Annotated in this window: 16 protein-coding genes; 8 read left to right on the top strand and 8 right to left on the bottom strand. The window is 71.7% G+C overall.

Features of this window, described 5'->3' with window-relative positions; genetic code table 11:
• Positions 1–130: 130 nt before the first annotated feature.
• On the top strand, positions 131–3,361 hold the full coding sequence (icmF, locus tag ACIRVK_RS37185) for a fused isobutyryl-CoA mutase/GTPase IcmF (protein ID WP_404255137.1): 3,231 nt from the start codon (positions 131–133) through the stop codon (positions 3,359–3,361).
• 18 nt (positions 3,362–3,379) lie between these two features.
• On the opposite strand, the gene ACIRVK_RS37180 is transcribed toward icmF, so the two are convergent.
• Positions 3,380–5,092, bottom strand: a complete 1,713-nt coding sequence (locus ACIRVK_RS37180; RefSeq protein WP_404255135.1) for an IlvD/Edd family dehydratase — start codon at positions 5,090–5,092, stop codon at positions 3,380–3,382.
• Positions 5,093–5,500: 408 nt separating this feature from the next.
• Here ACIRVK_RS37180 and ACIRVK_RS37175 point away from each other — a divergent pair, with 408 nt between their 5' ends.
• From ACIRVK_RS37175 to ACIRVK_RS37165, 3 genes are read left to right on the top strand one after another with little or no spacing between them, the layout of a single operon-like run.
• Complete coding sequence (locus tag ACIRVK_RS37175) at positions 5,501–5,881, top strand: alpha/beta fold hydrolase (protein WP_404255133.1); 381 nt, start codon at positions 5,501–5,503, stop codon at positions 5,879–5,881.
• Positions 5,882–5,894: 13 nt separating this feature from the next.
• Positions 5,895–6,719, top strand: coding sequence for an IclR family transcriptional regulator (locus ACIRVK_RS37170; protein WP_404255132.1), 825 nt, complete (start codon positions 5,895–5,897; stop codon positions 6,717–6,719).
• Complete coding sequence (locus ACIRVK_RS37165; protein WP_404255131.1) at positions 6,716–7,747, top strand: zinc-binding dehydrogenase; 1,032 nt, start codon at positions 6,716–6,718, stop codon at positions 7,745–7,747. The genes ACIRVK_RS37170 and ACIRVK_RS37165 overlap by 4 nt, the downstream gene beginning before the upstream one ends.
• 46 nt (positions 7,748–7,793) lie before the next feature.
• Here the strand turns inward: ACIRVK_RS37165 and ACIRVK_RS37160 are convergent, their stop codons facing one another.
• Entirely contained in the window at positions 7,794–10,088 is a 2,295-nt protein-coding gene (locus tag ACIRVK_RS37160) for an FUSC family protein (RefSeq protein WP_404255130.1), read from the bottom strand.
• A gap of 124 nt (positions 10,089–10,212) precedes the next feature.
• Between ACIRVK_RS37160 and ACIRVK_RS37155 the strand changes: the two genes are divergently transcribed.
• Positions 10,213–10,692: a flavin reductase family protein gene (locus ACIRVK_RS37155; protein ID WP_404255128.1), complete on the top strand. Its 480-nt coding sequence runs from the start codon at positions 10,213–10,215 to the stop codon at positions 10,690–10,692.
• A gap of 251 nt (positions 10,693–10,943) precedes the next feature.
• The gene (locus ACIRVK_RS37150; protein WP_404255126.1) at positions 10,944–13,130 is read left to right on the top strand and encodes an MMPL family transporter; all 2,187 of its coding nucleotides are present in this window, start codon (positions 10,944–10,946) and stop codon (positions 13,128–13,130) included.
• A gap of 47 nt (positions 13,131–13,177) precedes the next feature.
• Here the strand turns inward: ACIRVK_RS37150 and ACIRVK_RS37145 are convergent, their stop codons facing one another.
• From ACIRVK_RS37145 to ACIRVK_RS37125, 5 genes are all read right to left on the bottom strand, one after another.
• Positions 13,178–14,194 carry a questin oxidase family protein gene (locus ACIRVK_RS37145; RefSeq protein WP_404255124.1) on the bottom strand — a complete coding sequence of 339 codons (1,017 nt, stop codon included), beginning with the start codon at positions 14,192–14,194 and terminating at the stop codon, positions 13,178–13,180.
• A gap of 71 nt (positions 14,195–14,265) precedes the next feature.
• Entirely contained in the window at positions 14,266–15,816 is a 1,551-nt protein-coding gene (locus ACIRVK_RS37140; protein WP_404255122.1) for an MGH1-like glycoside hydrolase domain-containing protein, read from the bottom strand.
• 170 nt (positions 15,817–15,986) lie between these two features.
• Positions 15,987–16,967: a non-homologous end-joining DNA ligase gene (gene ligD / locus ACIRVK_RS37135; RefSeq protein ID WP_404255120.1), complete on the bottom strand. Its 981-nt coding sequence runs from the start codon at positions 16,965–16,967 to the stop codon at positions 15,987–15,989.
• Positions 16,968–17,069: 102 nt separating this feature from the next.
• Positions 17,070–17,549 (bottom strand): polyketide cyclase, encoded by a 480-nt coding sequence (locus ACIRVK_RS37130; protein ID WP_404255118.1) that lies wholly within the window; start codon positions 17,547–17,549, stop codon positions 17,070–17,072.
• Between the two features lie 162 nt (positions 17,550–17,711).
• Positions 17,712–19,190, bottom strand: a complete 1,479-nt coding sequence (locus ACIRVK_RS37125; RefSeq protein WP_404255116.1) for an MFS transporter — start codon at positions 19,188–19,190, stop codon at positions 17,712–17,714.
• A 206-nt stretch (positions 19,191–19,396) separates the two neighbouring features.
• Between ACIRVK_RS37125 and ACIRVK_RS37120 the strand changes: the two genes are divergently transcribed.
• The gene (locus tag ACIRVK_RS37120) at positions 19,397–20,047 is read left to right on the top strand and encodes a TetR/AcrR family transcriptional regulator (protein ID WP_404255114.1); all 651 of its coding nucleotides are present in this window, start codon (positions 19,397–19,399) and stop codon (positions 20,045–20,047) included.
• Positions 20,048–20,168: 121 nt separating this feature from the next.
• On the opposite strand, the gene ACIRVK_RS37115 is transcribed toward ACIRVK_RS37120, so the two are convergent.
• Positions 20,169–22,787 (bottom strand): LamG-like jellyroll fold domain-containing protein, encoded by a 2,619-nt coding sequence (locus ACIRVK_RS37115; RefSeq protein WP_404255112.1) that lies wholly within the window; start codon positions 22,785–22,787, stop codon positions 20,169–20,171.
• A gap of 425 nt (positions 22,788–23,212) precedes the next feature.
• Between ACIRVK_RS37115 and ACIRVK_RS37110 the strand changes: the two genes are divergently transcribed.
• The coding region (locus ACIRVK_RS37110; RefSeq protein ID WP_404254672.1) for a LacI family DNA-binding transcriptional regulator at positions 23,213–23,294 on the top strand (82 nt) is incomplete at its 3' end.

The raw sequence follows: 23,294 nt of genomic DNA, 5'->3' as shown, positions 1-23,294 counted from the left end.
ATGGTAGTAGGACGTCCGAGTATCTGTGGTTCTCCTCACACCATGCCACACCCCGGCGACTTACTAGGACGTCCTACTATTTCCTCAGTCTGCGTTCCGTTCGGCGACCAGTCCTGGGAAGGCCCCGCGCATGAGTGATCTGCACCGTCCCGTGCATCCTGTCCGTCTGGTCACGGCATCGGCCCTGTTCGACGGGCATGACGCCTCCATCAACATCATGCGGCGGATCTTCCAGTCCCAGGGCGCCGAGGTCATCCACCTCGGCCACAACCGTTCCGTGCGGGAGGTCGTCGACGCGGCGCTGGAGGAGGACGCGCACGGGGTGGCGGTCTCCTCCTACCAGGGCGGCCACGTCGAGTACTTCGAGTACCTGGTCCGGTCGCTGCGCGAGCAGGGGGCGGAGCACGTGCGGGTGGTGGGCGGCGGTGGCGGGGTCATCGTCCCGGAGGAGATCGCCCGGCTGCGGGCGAGCGGGGTCACCATCTTCTCCCCGGAGGACGGGCAGCGGATGGGGCTCGCCGGGATGGTCAACTCGGTGGTGCGGGACTGCGACTTCGACCTCTGGGACGACAGGCCGGCCGATGCCGCCGCCGTCCTGGCGGGGGACCGGTTCGCGATCGCCCGTGCCGTCACCGGTGCCGAACTGGGCAGGCTCCCCGAGGACTTCGTACGGCAGATGCGGGCGGCGGCCTCGTCCCGGGTGGTGCCGGTGCTCGGCATCACCGGCACCGGCGGTTCCGGGAAGTCGTCCCTGACCGACGAGTTGGTGCGCCGCTTCCGGGTCGACCAGCAGGACAAGCTGCGGATCGCGGTGATCGCCGTCGATCCGACCCGTCGCCGCGGCGGGGGCGCGCTGCTCGGTGACCGGATCAGGATGAACTCCCTCGACGGCAACCGGGTCTTCTTCCGCAGCCTGGCCACCCGCGGCAGCCGCGAACTGCCCGAGCACCTCTCCGGCGTCATCGACGTCGTGAAGGCCGCCGGGTTCGACCTGGTGATCGTGGAGACCCCGGGCATCGGCCAGGGCGACGCGGCGATCGTGCCCTTCGTCGACACCTCGCTCTACGTGATGACACCGGAGTTCGGTGCCGCGTCCCAGCTGGAGAAGATCGACATGCTCGACTTCGCCGACGTGGTGGCGATCAACAAGTTCGAGCGGCGCGGCGCCAAGGACGCGCTGCGTGACGTCGGCCGCCAACTGGTGCGCAACCGCGAGGCGTTCGGACGGCGGCCCGAGGACATGCCGGTGTACGGCACCTCCGCGGCCACCTTCAACGACGACGGCGTCACCGCCCTGCACCAGCACCTGAAGGGCCTGCTGGCACAGAAGGGGCTGCCGCTCGGCGAGGGCACCCTGGCCCCGGTCGACGTACGGCACTCCTCCGGCATCCGGCAGGTCGTCCCCGCGGACCGGGTCCGCTACCTCGCCGAGATCACCGGCACCCTCCGCGCCTACCATGCCGAGACGGGGCGCCTGGCCGAGGCGGCACGGCGCGTGCAGCGCCTGGCGGCGGTCGAGGCCGAGCTCGTCGACGCCGGTCTGGACGCCGACGACGTACGGTCGCTGCTGAAGGAGGCGCGGCGGCGGCTGCCGTACGAGATCACGCAGCAGATCGAGAGCTGGCCCGCGGTCGTGGCCTCGTACTCCGGCGACGAGCAGGTCGTGACGGTGCGCGACAAGGAGATCCGCACCAAGCTGACCCGCGAGTCCCTGTCCGGCAACAGGATCCCGCGCGTCGCCCTGCCCCGCTTCACCGACCACGGCGAGCTGGTGCGGTTCTGGCGCGCGGAGAACCTGCCCGGCCACTTCCCCTTCACCGCCGGCGTGTTCCCCTTCAAGCGCGACGGCGAGGACCCTGCCCGCATGTTCGCCGGCGAGGGAGACCCGTTCCGCACCAACCGGCGCTTCAAGCTGCTCTCCGAGGGCCAGCCGGCAACCCGCCTGTCCACGGCCTTCGACTCCGTCACCCTCTACGGCCGCGACCCGGACGAGCGCCCCGACATCTACGGCAAGGTCGGCACCTCCGGCGTCTCCGTGGCCACCCTCGAGGACATGAAGGCGCTGTACGACGGCTTCGACCTGGTCGCGCCGACGACCTCGGTGTCCATGACGATCAACGGACCCGCGCCGACCATCCTGGCCTTCTTCCTCAACACCGCGATCGACCAGCAGATCGACAAGTTCCGTGCCACCGAGGGCCGCGACCCCTCGCCCGAGGAGGCGGCCGAGTTGCGGGCGCACGCGCTGGCCACCGTCCGCGGCACCGTGCAGGCCGACATCCTCAAGGAGGACCAGGGCCAGAACACCTGTCTGTTCTCCACCGAGTTCAGTCTGCGGATGATGGCCGACATCCAGGAGTGGTTCATCCAGAACAAGGTCCGCAACTTCTACTCGGTGTCCATCTCCGGCTACCACATCGCCGAAGCCGGGGCGAACCCCATCAGCCAGCTCGCCTTCACCCTGGCCAACGGCTTCACCTACGTCGAGGCCTACCTGGCCCGCGGCATGCACATCGACGACTTCGCCCCGAACCTGTCGTTCTTCTTCTCCAACGGCATGGACCCGGAGTACTCGGTCCTGGGCCGGGTCGCCCGCCGCATCTGGGCGGTGGCGATGAAGGAGAAGTACGGCGCGAACGACCGCTCCCAGAAGCTGAAGTACCACGTCCAGACCTCCGGACGGTCCCTGCACGCCCAGGAGATGGACTTCAACGACATCCGCACCACCCTGCAGGCCCTCATCGCCATCTACGACAACTGCAACAGCCTGCACACCAACGCCTACGACGAGGCCGTCACCACCCCCACCGAGGACTCCGTGCGGCGGGCCCTGGCCATCCAGCTGATCATCAACCGGGAATGGGGCCTGGCGATGAACGAGAACCCGCTGCAGGGTTCGTTCGTCATCGACGAGCTGACCGGCCTGGTCGAGGAGGCGGTGCTGCGGGAGTTCGAGCGGATCAGCGAACGCGGGGGCGTGCTGGGCGCGATGGAGACCGGCTACCAGCGCGGCCGTATCCAGGATGAGTCGATGCTGTACGAGCAGCGCAAGCACGACGGCACGCTGCCGCTGATCGGCGTCAACACCTTCCGCAACCCGCACGCCGACACCGCCGAGCCCGTGACCGTCGAACTCGCCCGCGCCACCGAGGAGGAGAAGCGCGCCCAGCTGGCGCGTGTCCTGGACTTCCAGGGCCGCCACCAGGAGCCGGCCCACGCGGCCCTGGCCGCCCTCAAGGACGCGGCGGTCAGCGGCGACAACGTCTTCGCCGTCCTGATGGAGGCCGCCCGGGTCTGCTCGCTGCAGCAGATCACCGACGCCTTCTTCGAGGTCGGTGGCCAGTACCGCCGCAACGTCTGACGGGTCGCCCGCCTGCCGTCAGTGTGACTCACGGGTCACCGCCGAGCCGCTGGAGCCGACCAGGAAGTCCAGGTCGGCTCCCGTGTCGGCCTGGAGGACGTGGTCGACGTAGAGGCGTTCCCACCCGCGTGCGGGGTCGGCGAAGCCGGCGACGGCGGCCTTGGCGGGAGTTCGGCGGGCGAGTTCGCCGTCGGGGACGTCGAGGTGGATACGGCGGCCGGCGACGTCCAGCTCGATGAAGTCGCCGGTCCGCACCAGGGCCAGCGGGCCGCCGGCCGCGGCCTCCGGGGCCACGTGCAGGACGACCGTGCCGTACGCGGTGCCGCTCATCCGGCCGTCGCAGACGCGCACCATGTCCCGCACTCCCTGTTCGAGGAGCTTCTTCGGCAGCGGCATGTTCGCGACCTCTGGCATGCCCGGATATCCCTTGGGCCCGCAGCCGCGCAGGACCAGGACGGAGTCGGCGTCGACGTCGAGGTCGGGGTCGTCGATGCGGGCGTGGAAGTCCTCGATCGAGTCGAAGACGACCGCCCGGCCCCGGTGCCGCAGCAGGTGCGGGGAGGCGGCGGCCGGTTTGACGAGTGCTCCGTCCGGTGCGAGGTTGCCGCGCAGTACGGCGATGCCGCCCTCGGCGACCAGGGGTTCGGCGCGGGTGCGGATGACCTCGCCGTCCCAGATCGGCGCCTCGTCGAGGTAGTGGACCAGCGGTTCGCCCGTCACGGTCAGCGCGTCGTGGTCCAGCAGGTCGCGGACCTCGCGCAGGACGGCGAGCAGGCCGCCGGCGCGGTGGAAGTCCTCCATCAGGAAGCGGCCGGCCGGCTGCAGGTCGACCAGGACCGGTACGCGCGAGCCGACGCGGTCGAAGTCGTCGAGGGTCAGCTCGACGCCCAGCCGGCCCGCGATCGCCAGGAGATGGACGACCGCGTTCGTGGAGCCGCCGATCGCGGCCAGGGCCACGATCGCGTTGTGGAACGACCCCCTGGTCAGGAAGGCCGACGGCCTGCGGTCGGCGTTCACCAGGTCCACAGCCAGCCGGCCGGTGCGGTGCGCCGCCTGCAGCAGCCGGCTGTCGGGCGCGGGCGTGCCGGCGACGCCGGGCACGACGGTGCCGAGCGCCTCGGCCACCAGCGCCATCGTGGACGCGGTGCCCATGGTGTTGCAGTGCCCGCGGCTGCGGATCATCGCAGACTCGGAGCGGGTGAACTGCTCCTGGCTGAGCGTCCCGGCGCGGACTTCCTCCGACAGCCGCCACACGTCCGTCCCGCAGCCCAGCGGCCGGCCGCGGAAGGTCCCGGTGAGCATCGGGCCGCCCGGCACGACGACGGCGGGCAGGTCCACCGACCCGGCGGCCATCAGCAGGGACGGGATCGTCTTGTCGCAGCCGCCCAGCAGGACCACACCGTCGACGGGGTTGGCCCGCAGCATCTCCTCCGTGGCCATCGCCGCCATGTTGCGCCACAGCATCGCGGTGGGCCGAACGTTCGTCTCGCCCAGCGACACCACCGGCAGCTCCAGCGGGATCCCGCCCGCCTCGTACACGCCGTCGCGCACGGAGGCGGCGACCTCGTCCAGATGCGCGTTGCAGGGGGTCAGGTCCGAGGCGGTGTTGGCGATGGCGATCTGCGGACGGCCGGAGAAGGCGTCGTCGGGTACCCCGCGGCGCATCCAGGCCCGGTGGATGTAGGCGTTGCGGTCTTGTCCGGCGTACCACTGGGCGCTGCGGAGCGTCACCCTCGGGCCCCTTCCGGCAATCGGCACACGGGTCTGATCTCTGGAACGCCATGGAGCATACGCAGACCTACCAGGGACCGACAGACCCCGACGCGGCCCGCCCTGCAAGCGGACACCATCACCCGCCGCACGGCCGACACAGTCATGGGTCGTGTCCCCGGTCGTGGTGTAGCCGATCACGGTCCGTCGCTTCCGCTTTGGAGCCGTCCGGTACTTGCCGTAGCCAGCCGTCGTGCGATCACCGCCGGTCGCGGCCCGGCGAGCCGCAACAGGGCCTCCGGCGAGGGCGACTCGGGCCGCGACCTGGAGATTCCGTCAGGCTGATCGGCTACACCACTCGGCGGGACGCCATCCAGTCATGTACGGCGCCACGTCGGGCTCCGTCGTGTACGACGCCGTGGTTCGCAGTTGTCTCGCCGCCGGCTTCTGCCCCCACCGCGCCCACGAGGTCACCGACATCCAGGACGCGCTGACCTCCCGGCGATCGGCGCCCCCACTCTCGTGGTGGGAGGAACGCCGGACACCGCCACGCCGGTGGAGCACGCACAGGAGCTCGCCGACGGCATTCCGAACGCGGTGCTGGAGACCATCGACTGCGGTCATCTCGCCGCCGAGCGACCCGAGGACCTGAGGGAAGTCCTGATCGCACATATGTGCAGGACCGAGGCGATCGCGTGGGGTGGAGAGGGACAACGGAGCCACCCGCAGCAGGGGCTGCGCGAGCTGTGGTCGAGCACGCCGCGGAGCGTCACCCTCGGGCTCCTTCCGGTAACCGGCACACGGGTCTAATCTCTGGAACGCCATGGAGCATCCGCAGACCTACCAGGGACCGACCGACCCCGACGGGGAGGGCTCCCCACGCGTTGACGGCGTCCGACTGGTGGGGGCGGACCGGGTGCTCGCGGTCCTCAAGCTGCTCGCCCGCCATCCCGACGGGGCCGGTCTGGAGGAACTGACGCGGGCGATGGGCAGCCCCAAGCCCACCGTGCACCGGGCGTTGGCCGCGCTGCGCCGCGCCGGGTTCGCCCACCAGGACGGGCGCGGCCACTATCTGCTCGGCGACGAGTTCCTGCGCATGGCCTTCGCCCACCACGAGGCCCGCCCGGAGCACATCCGGGTGCGGCCGGTGCTGGAGGCACTGGCCGCCCGGTTCGGCGAGACCGCCCACTACGCGGTGCTCGACGGCCGCGAGGTCGTCTACCGGGCCAAGGTCGACCCGCCCACCGGTGCCGTCCGGCTGACCTCCACGGTCGGCGGACGCAACCCGGCCCACGCGACCGCCGTCGGAAAGCTGCTCATGTCACACGAGTTGGAGAGCCTCGAAGCCGTCCGCAAGTGGATCGGGGACCTGCCCCTGGAGCGCCGGACGCCCAGGACGCTGTGCACCGCCGCGGACCTGCACCGTGAGCTGAGCGTCACCCGCGAGCGGGGCTTCGCCGTCGACGACCAGGAGAACGAGACCGGCGTCCACTGTCTCGCCCTGCCCGTCCACGCGCTCTCACCGACCGTTCCCTGCGGAGCGGTCAGCGTCAGCGCGCTCGCCTACCGGACCCCCTTGCGGGCCCTGACCGAAAGGGTTCACGAGATGCGTGAGTTGCTCGGCCCGCTGAACGGGCCGCAGCGGTGACGGCGGCCCGTTCGATCCGCGCCTTCGTCCTCACGGCGCCGGGGGAGTACGAAGTCCAGGACGTGCCGGCACCGGTGACCGCGCCCGGTGAAGTCGTCGTCGACGTCGAGCGGGCGGGGGTCTGCGGCACCGACGCCGAGTTCTTCTCCGGCGCGATGGCCTACCTGCACCAGGGGCACGCTGCCTATCCCCTGCGGCTGGGCCACGAGTGGGCCGGACGCGTGGCAGGCGTCGGTGACGGCGTCGATCCCGCCTGGATCGGCCGGCGCGTCATGGGGGACACGATGCTCGGCTGCGGCGACTGCCGTCGCTGCCGACGGGGCTACCAGCACGTGTGCGACAAACGGCAGGAGGTCGGTATCCGAGGCGGTCGCCCCGGGGCGCTGGCCGAGCAACTGGCCGTCCCCGTCGGTTCGTTGCACGTCCTGCCGGACGCCGTCGACGCCGAACTCGGTGCGCTGGTGGAGCCGGGCGGCAACGCCCTGCGGGCGGCGGAGGGAACCGGCGCGGGGCCCGGCGACCGGGTCCTGGTGCTCGGGCCGGGGACGATCGGGCTGCTGGTGGCGATGTTCGTGCGGGCCGCTGGGGCCGAGGTGCACCTGATGGGCCGTACCGTCGATTCCCTCGCCTTCGCCCGCGGCCTCGGCTTCCAGCACGTGTGGGCGGAGGAGGCGGTTCCCGAGCTGCCTTTCGACGCCGTCGTCGATGCCTCGAACGACGCCCGACTGCCGGATCGCGCACGGGAGTTGGTGGAGCCGGCGGGACGGCTGGTGTACATCGGCCTGGCCGGCGAGCCCAGCCGCGTCGACACCCGCACGCTCGTCCTCAAGGACGTCACCTCGGTGGGCGTCCTGTCCGCCTCACCGGGGCTGACGGCCACCGTCCGGGCCTACGCGGAGGGCCTGGTCGACCCACGACCGCTCGTCGCGGCGACCGTGGGCCTGGAGGAGGTCGGAAGGGTCCTCGCCGGCACACGCCCGCCCCACGCAGGCCCCGGCCCCAAGATCCTTGTCGACCCCCACCGCTGACGACACCCGACCACGCCACTCGGACCACCACCTCCGCCAGGTGGGGTCAGGGCGTTTGCGTCGGCTTCGCGGCCGCGGCGAGGCCGGACTGGAGGCGGCGGGTGGCGTCGAGGTGGTCGGCGGTCCAGATGATGCGGACGGCCGTGTCGGTCGCCTTGCCGTCCTCGTCGCTCAGGTCGCGCCGCAGGGAGGCCACCAGGCGGGCCTCGGCGGCCTGGTCCGGAGGCATCGGGGCCGGGACCGTGGTGCGGCTGCCCAGGCCGGAGGCCAGGTCGCGGTACCAGACGCAGACATGGTCCGCGGTGCCCAGCAGGACGAGGCGCGCGTCCGCCCGGTCCGTTCCGTCCGGCTGCTCGCCGGCGCGCTGCCACAGCCCCAGGACGGCGTCCGCGGCCAGCCGCAGTCCCACGACGCCGGTGACCAGGGTGGTCATGTCGGCGAGCGGAACCGGTTTGGCGCCGCGTTCGGCGAGATAGCTGCGGAAGGCGTCGTCCAGGCGTCGGGCCGCGGCCGCCGCCTGGCGGTTCTCCTGCTCCGGGGCCGCGACGGGCGCAGGCCCGTCGGCGCAGCGGCCGACCGCGTACCGTACCGCTCCCGCCAGGTAGCGGGCACTGTCGGTGTAGGCGGCGGCGAGGGCCCGGTCGACGGCGGCCGTGGCGCCGCGCGGCCAGAAGAACAGGCCGACCAGCACGCTGACCCCGCAGCCCAGCGCGATGTCCTCGATCCGCAGCAGCACGATGTGCCAGTCCGGCTGCCGGCCGATGTTGAACAGGATGACCAGAGTGACCGTGAAGGCCGCCTGCCCGGCGGCGAACGAGATCGCGGCGGGCGCGATGCCCGCGACCAGCACCGCGACGGGCAGCAGGAACCACAGCACCGTGCTGTGGCCGCCGATGAGCTGCAGCAGCCCGGCCCCGAGGACCGAGCCGGCGAGGGTGCCGCCCAAGGCTCGTACGGCGTTCTGGCCCGTGTTCAGGGCGTTGGAGCGCAGCACCGACAACGTGCCCAGCAGGACCCAGAAGGAGTGCTGGACGCCGGTGATGTCGGCGAGGGCGACGGCGACACCGAGGCCGAGCGCGCCCCTGAGGCTGTTGTGCAGCCAGACGGAGCCCCCCTGGAGGTGCGCGGCGGCCCGCTCACGCGCCGAGGCCAGCGGCCGGCCGACGGCCCCGGGTTCCCGGCCCAGCAGCCGCTCGCGCCAGCTCCGGCGCTCGGCGGCCGCGGCCAGGTCGACGTTGCCCGCGATCTGCAGGGTCGCGAAGCCCAGTTCCTGCGCGCGGAAGGACAGGTCCAGGGAGCCGAGGAAGGCACGGATCTCCGCCTCCGTGGCCGGGCGGGGCCGGTTCACCGGCAGCCGGGTGGTGGCCCCGTGTTCCATGCCGTCGATGACGGCGCTCAGCTCGCCGCAGGCTGCCCGCAGCGCGTCCGCCGGGCCGCGCGGGGCGTCCAGGAGCTCGGCGGCCCGCTCCAGGACCACGGCGACGGCCCGCCGCACCGCGTGCGCGTCCCGGTCGCAGGCGGGGGCTTCGACGTCCGGGAGCGCGCTCTCGGCGACGATGGCGCTGAGCCAGGTCAGTTCGTCGACCAGGCGGACCACGGCCCGCGAACCGGTCGACAGGCCGGTCGGCCGGTAGGGCGTGGCGTCGAACCCGGCGCGCAGCTCGGCCGCCGCCGCGGCGGCCGAGGCTGCGGCCACCCGGCAGTGCGTGACGCTCGGCGCGTCCGGCTCCGCGGCCAGCCGGGACGCGTCGGCGCGCAGTTGCGCCGCGGCAGCCCGGCAGACCCGGGCGGCGGGCGCGCTGAGCGGGTCGGCGGTCGGCCGCGGCCACAGCAGGGAGATCGCGAGCAGGGCGGCGGCAGCCGCGAGGCCCGCCCCGGCCAACCGCTCGGGCAGCTCCGACACAGGCGCGGGCGAGGTCACCGGGAGCACGAAGGCGAGCAGCAGTGCCGTGGACGCGCCCGCGAGGACCGAGCTGACCACCCCCGAGAACAGCACCAGGAAGCCGATCACGACGGTCGCCGCCACCGCCGCCAAGGTCCACCGGGCCACCACCGTGCCCAGGCAGATCAGCAACGCCCAGGCCACCGCCAGCCCCACCTGCGCGCGCAGCCGCTGCACCATCGGACCGGTGAAATCCACCAGCAGCACCATGGAGAACGAACCGAACGCCGCGTACGTCGCGATGACCGGCGCGTGGAACACCTGGGTGCACAGGGCGAACAGCGCGGGCATGACCAGCGCGGCCCGCCCCGCCCGACGCGTCGCCGCCAGCCCCGGATCATTATCCCGCAGCCAGGCCGCGAGTCGCCCGGGCAACGGGACGCGGTCAGGTGTCCCCATACGCCCCCACCTCCCGTCGGCACGACCCGCGCGTGCCCACAGGTGTCGAGTATGCCGGTGAGGCGGGCGGGAAGGCGGGCACTCGTACGCCGAGCGGTCGCCGAGAGATCCGGAGCGGACGGGTATGACAGACATCGACGCGTTCACCGACCGGCTGGACCCCGACATGTGCGTGGTCACCGCCACCGTGGGCGCAGAGCGGTCGGGATGTCTGGTGGGGTTCTTCTCGCAGTGCTCCATCCGGCCCGTACGGTTCGCGGTGTGGCTCTCCAAGGCCAACCACACCTACGGTCTCGCCCGGCGCGCCGACTGTCTCGCCGTCCATCTGCTCACCCGTGAACAGCACGGACAGGCGGCCCTGTTCGGCGGACGGACGGGCGACCGGACCGACAAGTTCAGCCGGGCGGCGTGGAGGGAGGGGTACGGCGGCTCGGCGGTCCTGGAAGACGTGGCGGCGTGGTTCGTCGGCACCGTCGAGAGCCGTGTCGACGGGGGCGATCACGTCGGCTTCGTGCTCACGCCGGTCGAATGGGGGAGCGGGAGCGACGGCCCCCTGCTGAGACTCGGTGACGTGCTGGACATCGATCCGGGCCATCCGGCCTGACGCGGTCGACTTCGCGATTCGCAGGACGACTGAACGGGCTTCCGCCCACGCTGAATTGGCGTCTTGTCTCCGAGTCTCTCCGAGTCCCAGCCCTCCTGAGTGAGCTGACTCCAAGGTCACTACCATGTCACTTCAAGAAAACCGTTCGACCGGTGCACTGGGGGGAGTGCCCTGAGTGCCGGTCGGGGTCGCCGATGCCAGGGACCGCTCCCCGGGCTGCGGTGATCTTCCTGCTCAGGAGGACCTTCCGCATGTTCCGACGTATTGGCACGACGGTCGTCCGACATCCCGTCTGGACGATCGTGGCATGGCTGATCGCCGCGGTGGCGATCGTCGCCACCGCCCCGAGCCTGCCCTCGAACAGTGACGAGAGCAGCTTCCTGCCCAAGAGTTACGAGTCCATCAAAGCGGCGGATCTCCAGCAGAAGGCGTTCCCCAGCGCCTTCACCCCGTCCGCGATCGCGCTGTACGAACGCACCGACGGCGGCAAGCTGACCGCCAAGGACAAGCAGGACGTCGCCCGGATCACCACCGAACTGGGCGCGAAGCACATCGACCAGGTGCAGAAGGTCGTCCCCGGCCCGCCGTCCAAGGACGGCAGGTATGACCTGACCCTGGTGCAGATGGACAGCAAGAACGCCGGCCAGCCCAAACAGGCCGACGCCGCCAAGGTGTTGCGCGACGACCTCAAACAGCTCGCCAAGGGCACCAGTCTGGACGTCAGGCTCGGCGGCTCGGCCGCGCAGGCCCTGGACCAGCAGGACTCCTCCAAGCGCGGCCAGGCCCTGATCGGCATCGGCACCTTCGTGATCATCCTGGTGACCCTGCTGATCATCTTCCGCGCGCCGATCCTCGCCTTCCTGCCGCTGATCACCATCGGTCTGGTGGCGGCGATCGCCAACGGCCTGATCGCGTACGCGACCAAACTGTTCGGTCTGCAGGCCAACAGCTCGATCTCGTCGATCCTCATCGTCGTGTTGTTCGGCGTGGGCACGGACTACTTCCTGTTCCTGATGTTCCGTTACCGCGAACGCCTGCGACTGGGCGACGAGCCCAAGGAGGCGATGATCAACGCGGTCGGCCGGGTCGGCGAGGCCATCGCCTCGGCCGCCGGGGCCGTCATCATCGCCTTCCTCGCGCTGGTGCTGTCCACGCTGGGCTTCCTCAAGCAGATGGGCCCGGCGCTGGCCATCGCGGTCAGCGTCACCCTGATCGCGGGACTGACCCTGATCCCGGCCGTGGTGTCGCTGATCGGGCCGAAGGTGTTCTGGCCGTCCAGGTCGTGGCAACGGGAGCCGGAGAACGCCCGGTTCGCCGCGCTCGGCCGTGGTGTGCAGCGCCGCCCGGCGCTCACCGCCGCGGTGTCGGGACTCATCCTGGTCGCGCTGTCGCTCGGCATCCTCGGCTACCACGCGACGTTCGACCTGGCCTCCGGTTCCATGCCCAAGACCAAGGAGTCGATGGTCGTCCAGGACCGGATGCAGAAGGCGTACTCGGCGGGCGCCGCCGCGCCCACCGACGTCTACCTCTCCAGTTCCGACGGCAAGCCCCTGGACAGCTCCGCGTTCCCGGCGTACGCCGGGAAGCTCGGAGCCGTGGACGGCGTGGCGAGCGCCCGGATGTCCCAGGTGAACAAGGCGGGTACGACTGCGGACTTCACCGTCACCCTCAAGTACGAGGCCTCCACCGACAAGGCGATCGAGACCGTGGGCCGGGTGCGCGACGTCGCGCACTCGAACGCGCAGAACGGCACGAAGGCCGTGGTCGGCGGCATGTCCTCGATCTACAAGGACATCGACACCGCCGTCAACCACGACTACCGGACCGTCTTCCCGGTCGCCGCGCTCCTGATCATGGTCATCCTGGGCCTGCTGCTGCGCAGCGTGGTCGCACCCTGGTACCTGATCGCCTCGGTGGGTCTCGGCTTCGGCGCCACCCTCGGCGCCACCGTCTGGATCTTCCAGGAGGGCCAGGGCAAGCCGGGCCTGATGTTCATGCTCCCGGTGATCATGTATCTCTTCGTGGTCGCCATCGGCACGGACTACAACATCCTCATGATCGCCCGGCTGCGGGAGGAGGCCCGCGAGGGCCGCGAACCGCGAGAGGCGGCCGGCATGGCCCTCAGGCACGCCGGACCGACCGTGGCGGCGGCGGGCTTCATCCTCGCGGCGACCTTCGCCACGATGATGCTGGCCGGCAACTCGCTGCTCACGGAGATGGGTTTCGCGGTCTCCTTCGGCATCGCGGTGGCCGCCTTCGTGATGGCCATGTTCTTCACGCCGAGCCTCACCGCCCTCATCGGGCACGCGGCCTGGTGGCCGGGACACGGTGACCGGGGGGAGACGACGCCCGGTACTGGGGCACACGGTTCCGGAACGGTCGCGGGCAAGGAGGCCTCGGACCCGGTCGCCCACGATCCGGCCGGCCGCCGCAGCTAGCAAGCGGGTCTGCCGGGCCCCCCGGCCCGGCAGACCCTGTGGCGGCGTCAGACGAGGGGCTCACTGATCTCGATCGCCCGCTGGGCGGCCGCGAGGGCCCGCTCGTCACCGACGTCGACGGCGGTGTCGGTGAACTTGATGACGTGCTCGTCACCGTGCGCGAGAGCCCGCTCCATAACCTCCTCCGCCGTCAGACGGGCCGGAGGAACGTAGGTGACCGGTTCCGCCGGGGCGTACATGGCGGTGACCGCGGCGGACGCCGTCCAGGCCGCGTGCAGGCTGGGCGCCCACAGGTCCCGGGGCAGTGAATCCAGCGTGCGCAGCACGGCGTTGGGTGCCGTCGACGCGTGCACCAGCATCGTCGCCTCCCCGTGGCCGTGGGTGGCGTACCGGTGCGTCGCGGCCCGCACCAGCTCCGCGAGCCGCTCCCGCGCGGCCCGCGGATCGGTCACCTCGCCCGCCCAGTCCGGCAGTTGGCGCACCGCGGCCAGTCGGGCGGGGAAGCCGAGCAGTCCGTCCGGTATCGCCGGTCCGGCGTCCAGGGAGGCCTCGGCCGTCGGCGCGGCGGGCAGGGCCGTGACGCCGGAGACGGTGTGGTGGACGGCGGCCCAGTAGCCCAGGGCGTGGGCCAGCTCGGTGCGGCGGGGCGCATTCTCGCCGGACTCCAGGGTGCGTACGGCGTGGCCGACCCGGATCACCGGATGCGTGGAACCGCCGTACAGCCCGGGCAGCAGGCGGGGCCACCACTCGGCGAGCACGGTGCGCCAGGGCCGTTCGGCGAGGGCGCGGGCGAAGTGGTCGATCCAGTCGGCGGCCCGGCGCGGATCGCCCAGCGCCTGGGCCCAGTTGTCGTCCGTGACGGGTGCCACGCGGTCGGGGAAGTCCTCGAGACGGTCCCGGTACAGGTCGAGCCAGCGGTGCACCGCGCCCGCCCGACCGCGGGCGGCGAGCGCCTCGACGACCATGGGCGCGTGGTTGGTGAGCCGGCCGAGGCGCTCCGGTCCTGTAGCGTGGACCCGTTCCAGGGCTTCTTCGAGTTGTCCGCTCGTTTCGCTCGTCTCCATGGGGACGACGCTAGACAGCGCTGTCCGAGGCGGGATCGTGCCGGGGAAGCAACCGCCGAGCGCCTTGTGGCCTAGTCCCCGAGGACCAGGTCCACGGTGTGGTGGCCCCTTTCGCCGGCGGGCAGTACGGGTTCGGCGGGCCGGCCGTCGACCGTGCACGCCCGCACCCGGCTGCCGCCCCCGCTCAGGGCGACGTCGAGCGTCATGCCCCGCCAACGCAACCCCCGCAGACTCACCGGCCCCCACTCGGGTGGCAGGCACGGCCGCAGCCGAAGAGCTTCCTCAGCGAAGTCCATGCCGAACAGGCCGTCGTGCACCAGCCGGAGGTACGCCGTGACGGACCAGGTCTGGTCGGGCCGCGACACGAAGTGCTCGATCCGCGGGCCGCGCTCCTGCCAACCGCCGTCTACGGCCCCGCTCACGGAGTCGTAGAGCTCGTAGAAGCCGTCACCGGCGGTGACCAGGTCGGCGAGGAGTTCGACGGAACGCGCGAAGAGGTCGGTCCGGCCCGCGCTCGCTGCCGCGTTCCCGTACAGGCCGTGCACCATCGGCCACACCATGACGTTGTGCCGGCCGGGCCTGCGGTCGTCGAAGCGGGGGAAGTGCGGCCAGACGTTGACGATGCCCCGGGGCTGCCAGTGGGTGCCGTCCAGGATCAGCCGCGCCCGCCCGGGGCCCGCCACACCGCACAGGACGGCCAGGGCGAGACCGGCGCCCTCCTGGGAGGTGTCCACCGTGCCGTCCCCCTGGACGAGATACGCGTACGTGCCCTCCTCGGCACGCCACAGGTGCCGGTCGATCGCCTGCCGCAGCCGCTCCGCGTCCGCCCGCAGCGTGCGCGCCCTGTCCTGTTCGCCGAGGCTGTCCGCCATGTCCGCGAGCGCCGAGTGGGCGCCGTGGTAGAGGCAGTTCGTCGACAGGCACAACAGGAGTTCGGCGCCGGGATGGTCGAGGACGAAGGACGAGCGGACGTGCGGTGAGGCGGGCGGGCTGGGGTAGCCGGAGATGCCGTCGTTCATGAAGCCCGGCCCGCGGAAGAGGCCGTACGAGGGGTCGAAGTCGAGGGCGGTGCGCGCGGCGAGCGTGTTGGTGGCCGTCCGATAGGCGCGGGCCAGGAAGGCGCGGTCGCCCGTGACCCGGTAGTGGTGGCGGGCCGCCAGGATCCACACCACCTGGTCCCACCACTGGTCGTCCTGCTGCACGACCAGCCCGTCCGCGTCGCGGTCCACCACCGACCAGAGCGTGTTGCGGCCGACCTCCGGCGCGAGCAGGCTGACCGCGCTCCACCCGTTGACGGCCGCGTCCCGCGTCCAGCGCTGCGGCGCGGGATATCCGCCACCTGCCCGGACGACGGTGCCGGGCGGGTAGGTGAGCAGGCCCGCCCTGTCGTACACCGAGGGGTCGGCCGGGATGGTGTGGTGCTCGGCGAGGGCCGTCAGCGCCCTCGCGTAGAGGCCGGCGAGACGGTGCTGGACGGCAGGGTCGGCGAAGGTGAGGGTGGGCATGGTGTAGCCGTTCCCCCGGGCCGTGGCCCGCGCACTCGCGGTGCCGAGGGCGGCCACCGCGGCCAGGAATCCCCGCCGCGTCAGCCGCCCAGGATCCATCCGTCGTCCGACCCGCATGATCCACCCTTTCCCGCTCCGTAGTCAGGATGACCCCGGGAGCTGTGGAACGAGCGAACCGGTCGCCGGTCGCGGGGGAAGTCGGCGCTGCCGAAGTCGTACACGCCGAGCTTGTCGCGCAGACCCGCGGGGTAGCCGTTCCAGCCGACCAGCGGCCGGTACTGCCAGGTTCAGACCAGGTCGTCCGGCAGGTCGGCCGCCGCCTCCTCGGGCGCGAGGTCGGGCCGCAGCCGCAGCCAGGACGGCTGGCGCAGCAAGCCCGCCCGGGTACGGGTGCTGTAGCGCACCTCGCCGACCAGCCGGGGCAGGACCCAGTGCGCGCCCGCCACCCGCGGCACCGGATCGAAGGGGCACACGTCCGTCTCCGCGGCCCGCAGCAGCTCGGCCAGCTGCGCCCGCTCGCCCTCGCTCCAGCCGGTGCCGACACCGCCGACGTACTGCAGTCGCCCCGCCGCCCGCTGCCCGACCAGGACGGCACCCGGCAGACCGGACAGCCGCCCCTTGCCCGGCAGCCAGCCGCCCACCAGGACGTCCTCGCTGCGCATGTTGCGGATCTTGATCCAGGAACGGGAACGCACCCCCGGCTCGTAGACCGAGTCCAGCCGCTTGCACACCAGCCCTTCCAGCCCGTGCTCGAGGGTGGCCCGCAGGGCCTGCTGGCCATGACCGACGAGCGCGGCGGGCGTGGACCAGTGCGGCCCCTGCAGACCCAGCCCCTCCAGCAGTCCGCGGCGCCGGGCGTAGGAGAGCGGGGTGAGGTCCTGTCCGGCATGGTGCATCACGTCGAACAGGACGAGATGGACGGGCACCTTCAGCGCCTGCCGCGCCGCCTTGCCGGGTGCGTGCGCCAGCCCCATGCGGGACTGCAGCAGCTGGAAGTCGGCGCGCCCCCGCTCGTCCAGCGCCAGCACCTCGCCGTCCAGCACCGCGGGCGCAGCCCCCGACGCGGTTGCCAGTGCCCGTAGTTCGGGATAGGCGCCGGTGATGTCCTCCCCCGACCGGGCACGCAGCAGCACGGTGCCGTCGGCCTCCAGATAGACGACCACGCGCTGGCCGTCCTGCTTGGTCTCGTAGGCCCAGCGGGCGTCCTGGGCGACCGGCGGCAGCTTGCCCGGCGTGGCGAGCATGGGCGGGATCAGCGGGAGGGTCACGGGTGAGTTGTGGACGCCGCCACCCCGCGCCACGCGCCCTGTCCGCCGGTTTCCCCTGAACGGCGCTGCCCGCGAACCGCCCGACGGTGCCCGGCGGCGACCTCACCTGCCCGAGACGAGCCCGGCCAGGTGGTGCAGCGAGTTGGTCAGATGCTCAGGGCCGAACGGCGGGAACCGGATGCCCCGGTCCCGGATGAACCGCGGTACCGCCGACCAGTCGTAGGTGAGGGTGACCTCGGTCTCGGACGGGCCGAGCGGCGCGAGGTCGTACCGCCAGATCCAGCCGCCGAACTCCATCGAACCGTCGCCACGCTCCTGCCCCGTGAGCCAGCCGATGGCATAGGGCGGGTCGATCACCTGGACCTTGTTGACCACCTGGTAGTCACCCTCGGGATGGTCGCCGTGATGCATGTCCATCCGGAAGATCTGCCCCGCCTCGGTCAGCGGCGTCCGGTCGACGGGTTCCTGGACCCAGCCGGTGCCGTCGATCGCCGGGTGGGTCGTCGGGTCCGCCAGCACCGCGAACAGTCTCGCGGCGGGCACGGCGACCGTCAGGGTGGCGCTCACGCTCTCCTGGTCCACGGTGTCCACACTCCTCGTCGTCGCGTCCGGGCCTCCCGCGGGCGCGGCAGGGGGACGTTCGGCGGTGTAGACAGCGCGGCGGCACGGAACTCATCGGTCACCCCCGCCGGAGTCGCCTCGAGAGCCCCCGGCCGCCGGTCGGGGGCCCTCACGGAGTGTGGATCAGCTCACCGGGGACGAGTCGGTCGACGGTTCGGGCGCCGGGACCGTCGTGGCCGCGGCGAGGGGGCGCCGGCGTGGGATGAACGAGGCCACCGCGAAGGCCAGCAGTGCGGCGCCCGCGCCCAGAGCCATGACGGCCCTGAAGGCGTTCTTCGAGGGCAGCGCGTAGCCGCCCAGGCTGATCGTCATCTGGGACAGCACGACGCCGGCGATGGCGCTGGCGCAGGAGGTGCCGATCGACCGCATCAGCGTGTTGAGGCTGTTGGCCGCGGCGGTCTCCGACGGGTCCACCGCGCCCATGATCAGCGCGGGCATCGCGCCGTACGTGAAACCGATGCCGGCGCCGATCACACAGGACACCAGCACCAGGTGCCAGACCTGGGACATCAGCACGATGTTCAGGCCGTACCCGGTGGCCACGATCAGGGCGCCGATCATCAGCGTCACCTTGGGACCCTTGGTCCTGGAGACGGCCGCGGACACCGGGGCGAAGGCCATCATCACCAGGCCGGAGGGTGCCATCACCAGACCGGCGGTCAGCAGCGACCGGCCCAGGCCGAAGCCGGTCTGCGTGGGCTGCTGCAGCAGCTGCGGCAGCACCAGGGACATCGCGAACATGGAGAAACCGATCGCGATGGAGGCGAGGTTGGTCACCAGGACCTGACGGCGGGCGGTGGTGCGCAGGTCGACCAGCGGCTCGCCGGTGCGCAGTTCGAAGAAGCCCCAGGCGAGCAGGACCACGACGGCCGCCGCGAACAGGCCGAGAGTCGTGCCGCTGGTCCAGCCCCAGTCGGCGCCCTTGGAGATCGCGAGCAGCAGGGACACCAGCCCCGCCGCCATGCCGAGGCCGCCGACCACGTCGAAGCGGCCGCCCGTCCACACCTCGGACTCCGGCACGAACAGCAGGACCAGCACCAGGGCCACCGCGCCGAGCCCGGCCGAGCTCCAGAACAGCACGTGCCAGTCGAAGTGGTCCGCGATCAGCGCCGCCGTCGGCAGCCCCAGCGCGCCGCCGACCCCGAGCGAGGCGCTCATCAGCGCCGTCGCACCCGCCAGCCGCTCGGCCGGCAGCTCGTCGCGCATGATGCTGATGCCCAGCGGCACCACGGCCGCCGACAGCCCCTGCACCGCGCGGCCGACGATCATCGGCACCAGCGAGTCGCTGAGCGCGCACAGCACCGAACCCGCGACCAGCAGCACCACGCTGACCAGCAGCATCCGCCGCTTGCCGAACATGTCGCCGAGCCGCCCCACCACCGGCGTCGCCACCGCGGCGGCCAGCAGGGTGGCGGTCACGGCCCAGGCGGTGTCCGACGCGGGGGCCTGCAGCAGCTTCGGCAGCTCCGGGACGATCGGGATGACCAGGGTCTGCATCAGCGAGACGACGATGCCGGCGAAGGCCAGCACCGCCACCACGGCGCCCGACCGGGGAGCGGACGCACCGGCCGCGTTCACGGGTCTGGGAAGGGCGTCGGACATGAAAGAGCCTCCATGAGCACAGGGGGAAAGCCGAGATGCTGCCGGGTTTTAAGGCAGTCGCTTGACTTACTCTAAGGCTGCGGACCGTCCTACGTGCTGTTGCGTAGGCTTCCGTCGCTGGAACTCGCCGCACCGGCGGCGGACCTGCGACGGCTCGAGGGACTGGCCGTCGGCGGGCTGAGCGAAGTCCCGGTGCGGTGGTGAGCATGGCCGGCAGGACGGTACGGGCGGAACAGGTCAGCGCGACGCGTGAGCTGATCCTGACCGCGGCGGAGCGGCTGTTCGCCGAGCGCGGCGTCAACGCGGTCTCCAACCGTCAGGTCAGCGAGGCCGCCGGGCAGGGCAACAACACCGCCGTCGGCTACCACTTCGGCACCAAGGCCGACCTGGTCCGGGCGATCGTGCGCAAGCACGCGACCCCCGTCGAGGAGATCCGTGCCCGGCTGCTGGCCGGCACCGGCGGTTCCAGGGACGTACGGGACTGGGTGGACTGCCTGGTCCGCCCGATCCCCGAGCACCTCGGGGCGCTGGGCGGACCCACCTGGTACGCGCGCTTCTGCGCCCAGGTGGTGACCGACCCGGCGCTGCACCAGATCCTCATCGAGGAGTCCCTCGCCTCCCCGACCCTGCGGCAGATCATCGACGGGCTGAACCGGTGCCTGCCCGAACTGCCCGCGGAGGTGCGCGCAGAACGCGGCGAGATGGCCCGCCACCTGATCGTGCACATGCCCGCCGAACGAGAACGCGCGATCGCCGAGAACCGGGCCACGCCGCGCGCCACCTGGGACGACACCGCCACCGGCCTCGTCGACGCGCTCGTCGGCCTGTGGCTCGCCCCCGTCTCCTCGCGCGCGTGAAACGCCCGCGCTCAGCCCCCGGTGCCGAGTCCACCGAACAGGCTACGGCTACCTGCGGCGGGCACGGCGAAGTCGCCGTCGTGGACGGCGACTTGGCCGAGCAGGTCGGAGGCGGTGGGCGTCAGGTCAGGGTGAGCTCCAGGACGGTGACCGAGAGCGGCGGCAGGGTGCTGGTGAACGATGCCGCAGCGCCCGTGACGGTGCTGGTCCTCGGCACGAGCGCGTTCGGTTCGGCCAGCGTGTTGGTGGTGGTGCGCGAGGGGCCGGTCAGGATGGTCGCCGTTGCGTGCCGCTTGACCCCCTTGACCAGACCCTTCAGCTCGACCGGCAGACTGACCTTCTCCGTGCCGGAGTTGACGACCGCGAGGTAGAGCCGGTGGCCGGCGCGGGTGGCGACGGTGGCGACGGAGGGGAGCGCCCGCGCGGTGGCCGGAAGCACCGTGCTCCCCAGCTTCCCGGTCAGCATCTTCTGCGCCCAGTAACTGGGTGAGGCGTAGCTGGTCAGGTTGTCGTAGGCGATCAGGTTCGTCGCCCAGACGTTGTCGTTGACGTTGGAGAACAGCGGCGCGTAGCACTCCATCAGGACCTGGTCCGAGTTGCGGATGAGCCCGGCCAGCCAGGCCGCGTCGCCGAGCGCGGCGTTGAGGTCGGGCGTGGGGCGGCCCTCCTGCGCGGCCCACTCGCCGACGAAGACCTTCGTCGAACCCCGGTCCCGGTTGTCGTACTTGTGGGTGGAGGACTGGGCGGCGGACGGCGCGAGGTAGTAGTGCTCGTCGATCAGGTCCGGCGTGCGGCTCGTCACATTGGTCGAGGCGATCAGCTTCAGGTGGGGGTACTTGGCCTTGATCGCGTCGTGGAAGGCGGCGAACCGCTCCTCGTAGGACCCGGACGAGTCGAGCCAGTCCTCGTTGCCGATCTCCACGAACTCCAGCGGGAACGGCTTCGGGTGGCCGTCGGCGGCCCGTCTGGCGCCCCAGGTGCTGGTGACGGGACCGGTGACGTACTCGATCTCGTCGAGGGCGTCCTGGATGTACGGCTTCAGCGCGTCGCCGGTGACGTGTTCGCCCTTGAGCGCGAAGCCGGCGAAGACGGCGAGGACCGGCTGGGCGTGCATGTCCTCGACCCACTCGAGGTATTCGAGGAGTCCGAGCCCGTCCGTGGACCAGTAGCCCCAGGCGTCGTCCATGTGGCCGGGGCGCTCCCAGACCGGACCGATGGTGTTCTTCCAGTTGAACCGCGTCGCGATGGTGTTGCCCTCGAGGAAGTTGCCGCCGGGCAGGCGCAGGAACTTCGGCTTGAGGGCGACCAGTTTCTCCATGAGGTCGACGCGGAGGCCGTTCGGGCGGTTGTTGTAGGTGGGCGGGAAGAGGGAGACGTGCTGGAGCCAGAGGGTCGCGCCCGCTGCGTGAGGGGAGTCCGTGGTCACGGTCAGCCTCGCGTCGCCGACCACGGGGACGCCCGAACCGGTGCGCAGGGTCAGTTCGAAGGGGCGGCCGTGGAACGCCGTGCCGACGTGGGGCACCCGTGCGGAGGCGTACACCGTCGACCCGTCCGCCGACTCGATGGCCACCCTGAGGGGGCCGATCCTGCGCGAGGCCTTCGCGAAGAGGCGGGCGGTGTACGTGGTGCGGGGCCGCACGGGGATGCCCCAGAAACCGTCGTTGGCCACACCGGCCGGATGCCCGTGCCGCGTTCCGCTCGGCAGTACGACCTTGAGGGAACGGGTGAGGACGTCGTTGAGGGGCGTGGTGGTGTCGAGCGCGATAGTTGTCCCGCCGACGGCGGACCAGTGCACGGGCGCGGTGTCGCTCGCCATCATCGTGCGGTTCTGCACCAGTTCGGCGTAGATGCCGCCCTCGCCGGAGTGGTTGATGTCCTCGAACATCAGGCCGGGCAGGATCGGGGACACGGCGTGCGCGGGGTGGGCGACGTCCACGCTCAGCAGCGGGGTCGTGGACTCCACCGGCACCCCGGCCAGCGTGGCCACCTGGTCGGAGGTGAGCGCGGTGGGGAACATCCACACGTCGTCGATCAGGCCGTGCCACTGGTCGACGTGCCCGCCGCCATAGAGGGCGCGGCCGACGGCGGTGTCACCGGTGCCGGCCCAGCCCGCGGTGTAGTCGGCCTGGCCTTCGAGCACGCCGTTGACGTAGAGGCGGGTGACGCCGGCCGCGGGGTCGCTGACGCCGACCAGGTGGGTCCAGGTGCCGGTGGCGGGGGCCGAGGCGGCGGCCGCGACGGCGGCACCCTGGGTGGCGTCCGAGGCGAGCCGGGCGAAGGCGAAGGTGCCGGTGTCGTCGCGCAGACCCAGGTAGAAGGCGCTGACGACCTTGCCGTCGATGCTGACGGCGGTCTGGTAGCCGCCCAGCTGGCTGAGGTTGACCCAGGCCGCCACCGAGAACGCCTTGGAGGTGTCGAGCGCGGGCCCGGACGCGGTGGCGTTGCCGCCTGCCGTGAGGCTCAGGCTGTGGGCGCCGACCTTGCCGGTGCCCCAGCCGGCCGCATCCTGGAGGGTCGCGGTGTGTGCGTTGCCGGAGGAGTCGGTGGCGGAGGTGCCGGAGCCCTCGTCGAAGCTCCAGTGCGCGGCCGCGGCGGGGAGAGCCGGGGCGGTGGAGGCGGCGGCCGTGCCGGAGCGCTCGGCGGCCCGGGCGGGAGCGGCGGCGGCGAAGGTGCCGGCCAGGGACGCGGCACCGAGGGCGGTCAGAACGGATCTACGGGGGAGTCCGGCTTCCGAGGGCATGCGGGTTCCTTTGCTGGCGTGCGGGGAGACGTCCGGTATGCGGTGTGGGGAACGGATTGTTAGCGTTAACAACTAAGGCCGTCGTCCGGCCCCCTTCGTGCGAATTCTCCGGGGAAGCGAAATGCGGTGTGCGGCTGCGGCGGGCCGCGTGCGGCTCTTTCTCGGGCGGTTGGAGTGATCGCCCGGTCTCACGACTCCGCCTTTTTACGCTGGGATGAATAACCGGTCAACTCTCTTGAACGGTCAAGAGATTGGAAACTGAGACGGGACTTCCGTGCGGCGGCTCGCGCACGGGACATCCCTATCGGGGTATTCTCGGGCGAACTGTTGTCGCGCTTGACCCCACGGGATTGTGTGCGTTAACAAGGCCGAACGACAGGCCGGTGAGGAAGTGGTGGGGCGTGGAGGTGGGGCGTGCGCCGGTGATGGCGGATGTGGCGCGGCTTGCGGGGGTGTCGCATCAGACGGTCTCGCGGGTGCTGCATGATCATCCGAATGTGCGGCCGG

Source organism: Streptomyces sp. NPDC101152, assembly GCF_044768275.1.
GTDB lineage: Bacteria > Actinomycetota > Actinomycetes > Streptomycetales > Streptomycetaceae > Streptomyces.
Note: the sequence above shows the minus strand (reverse complement) of the source record. Positions and strands in the feature narration are given on the sequence as shown.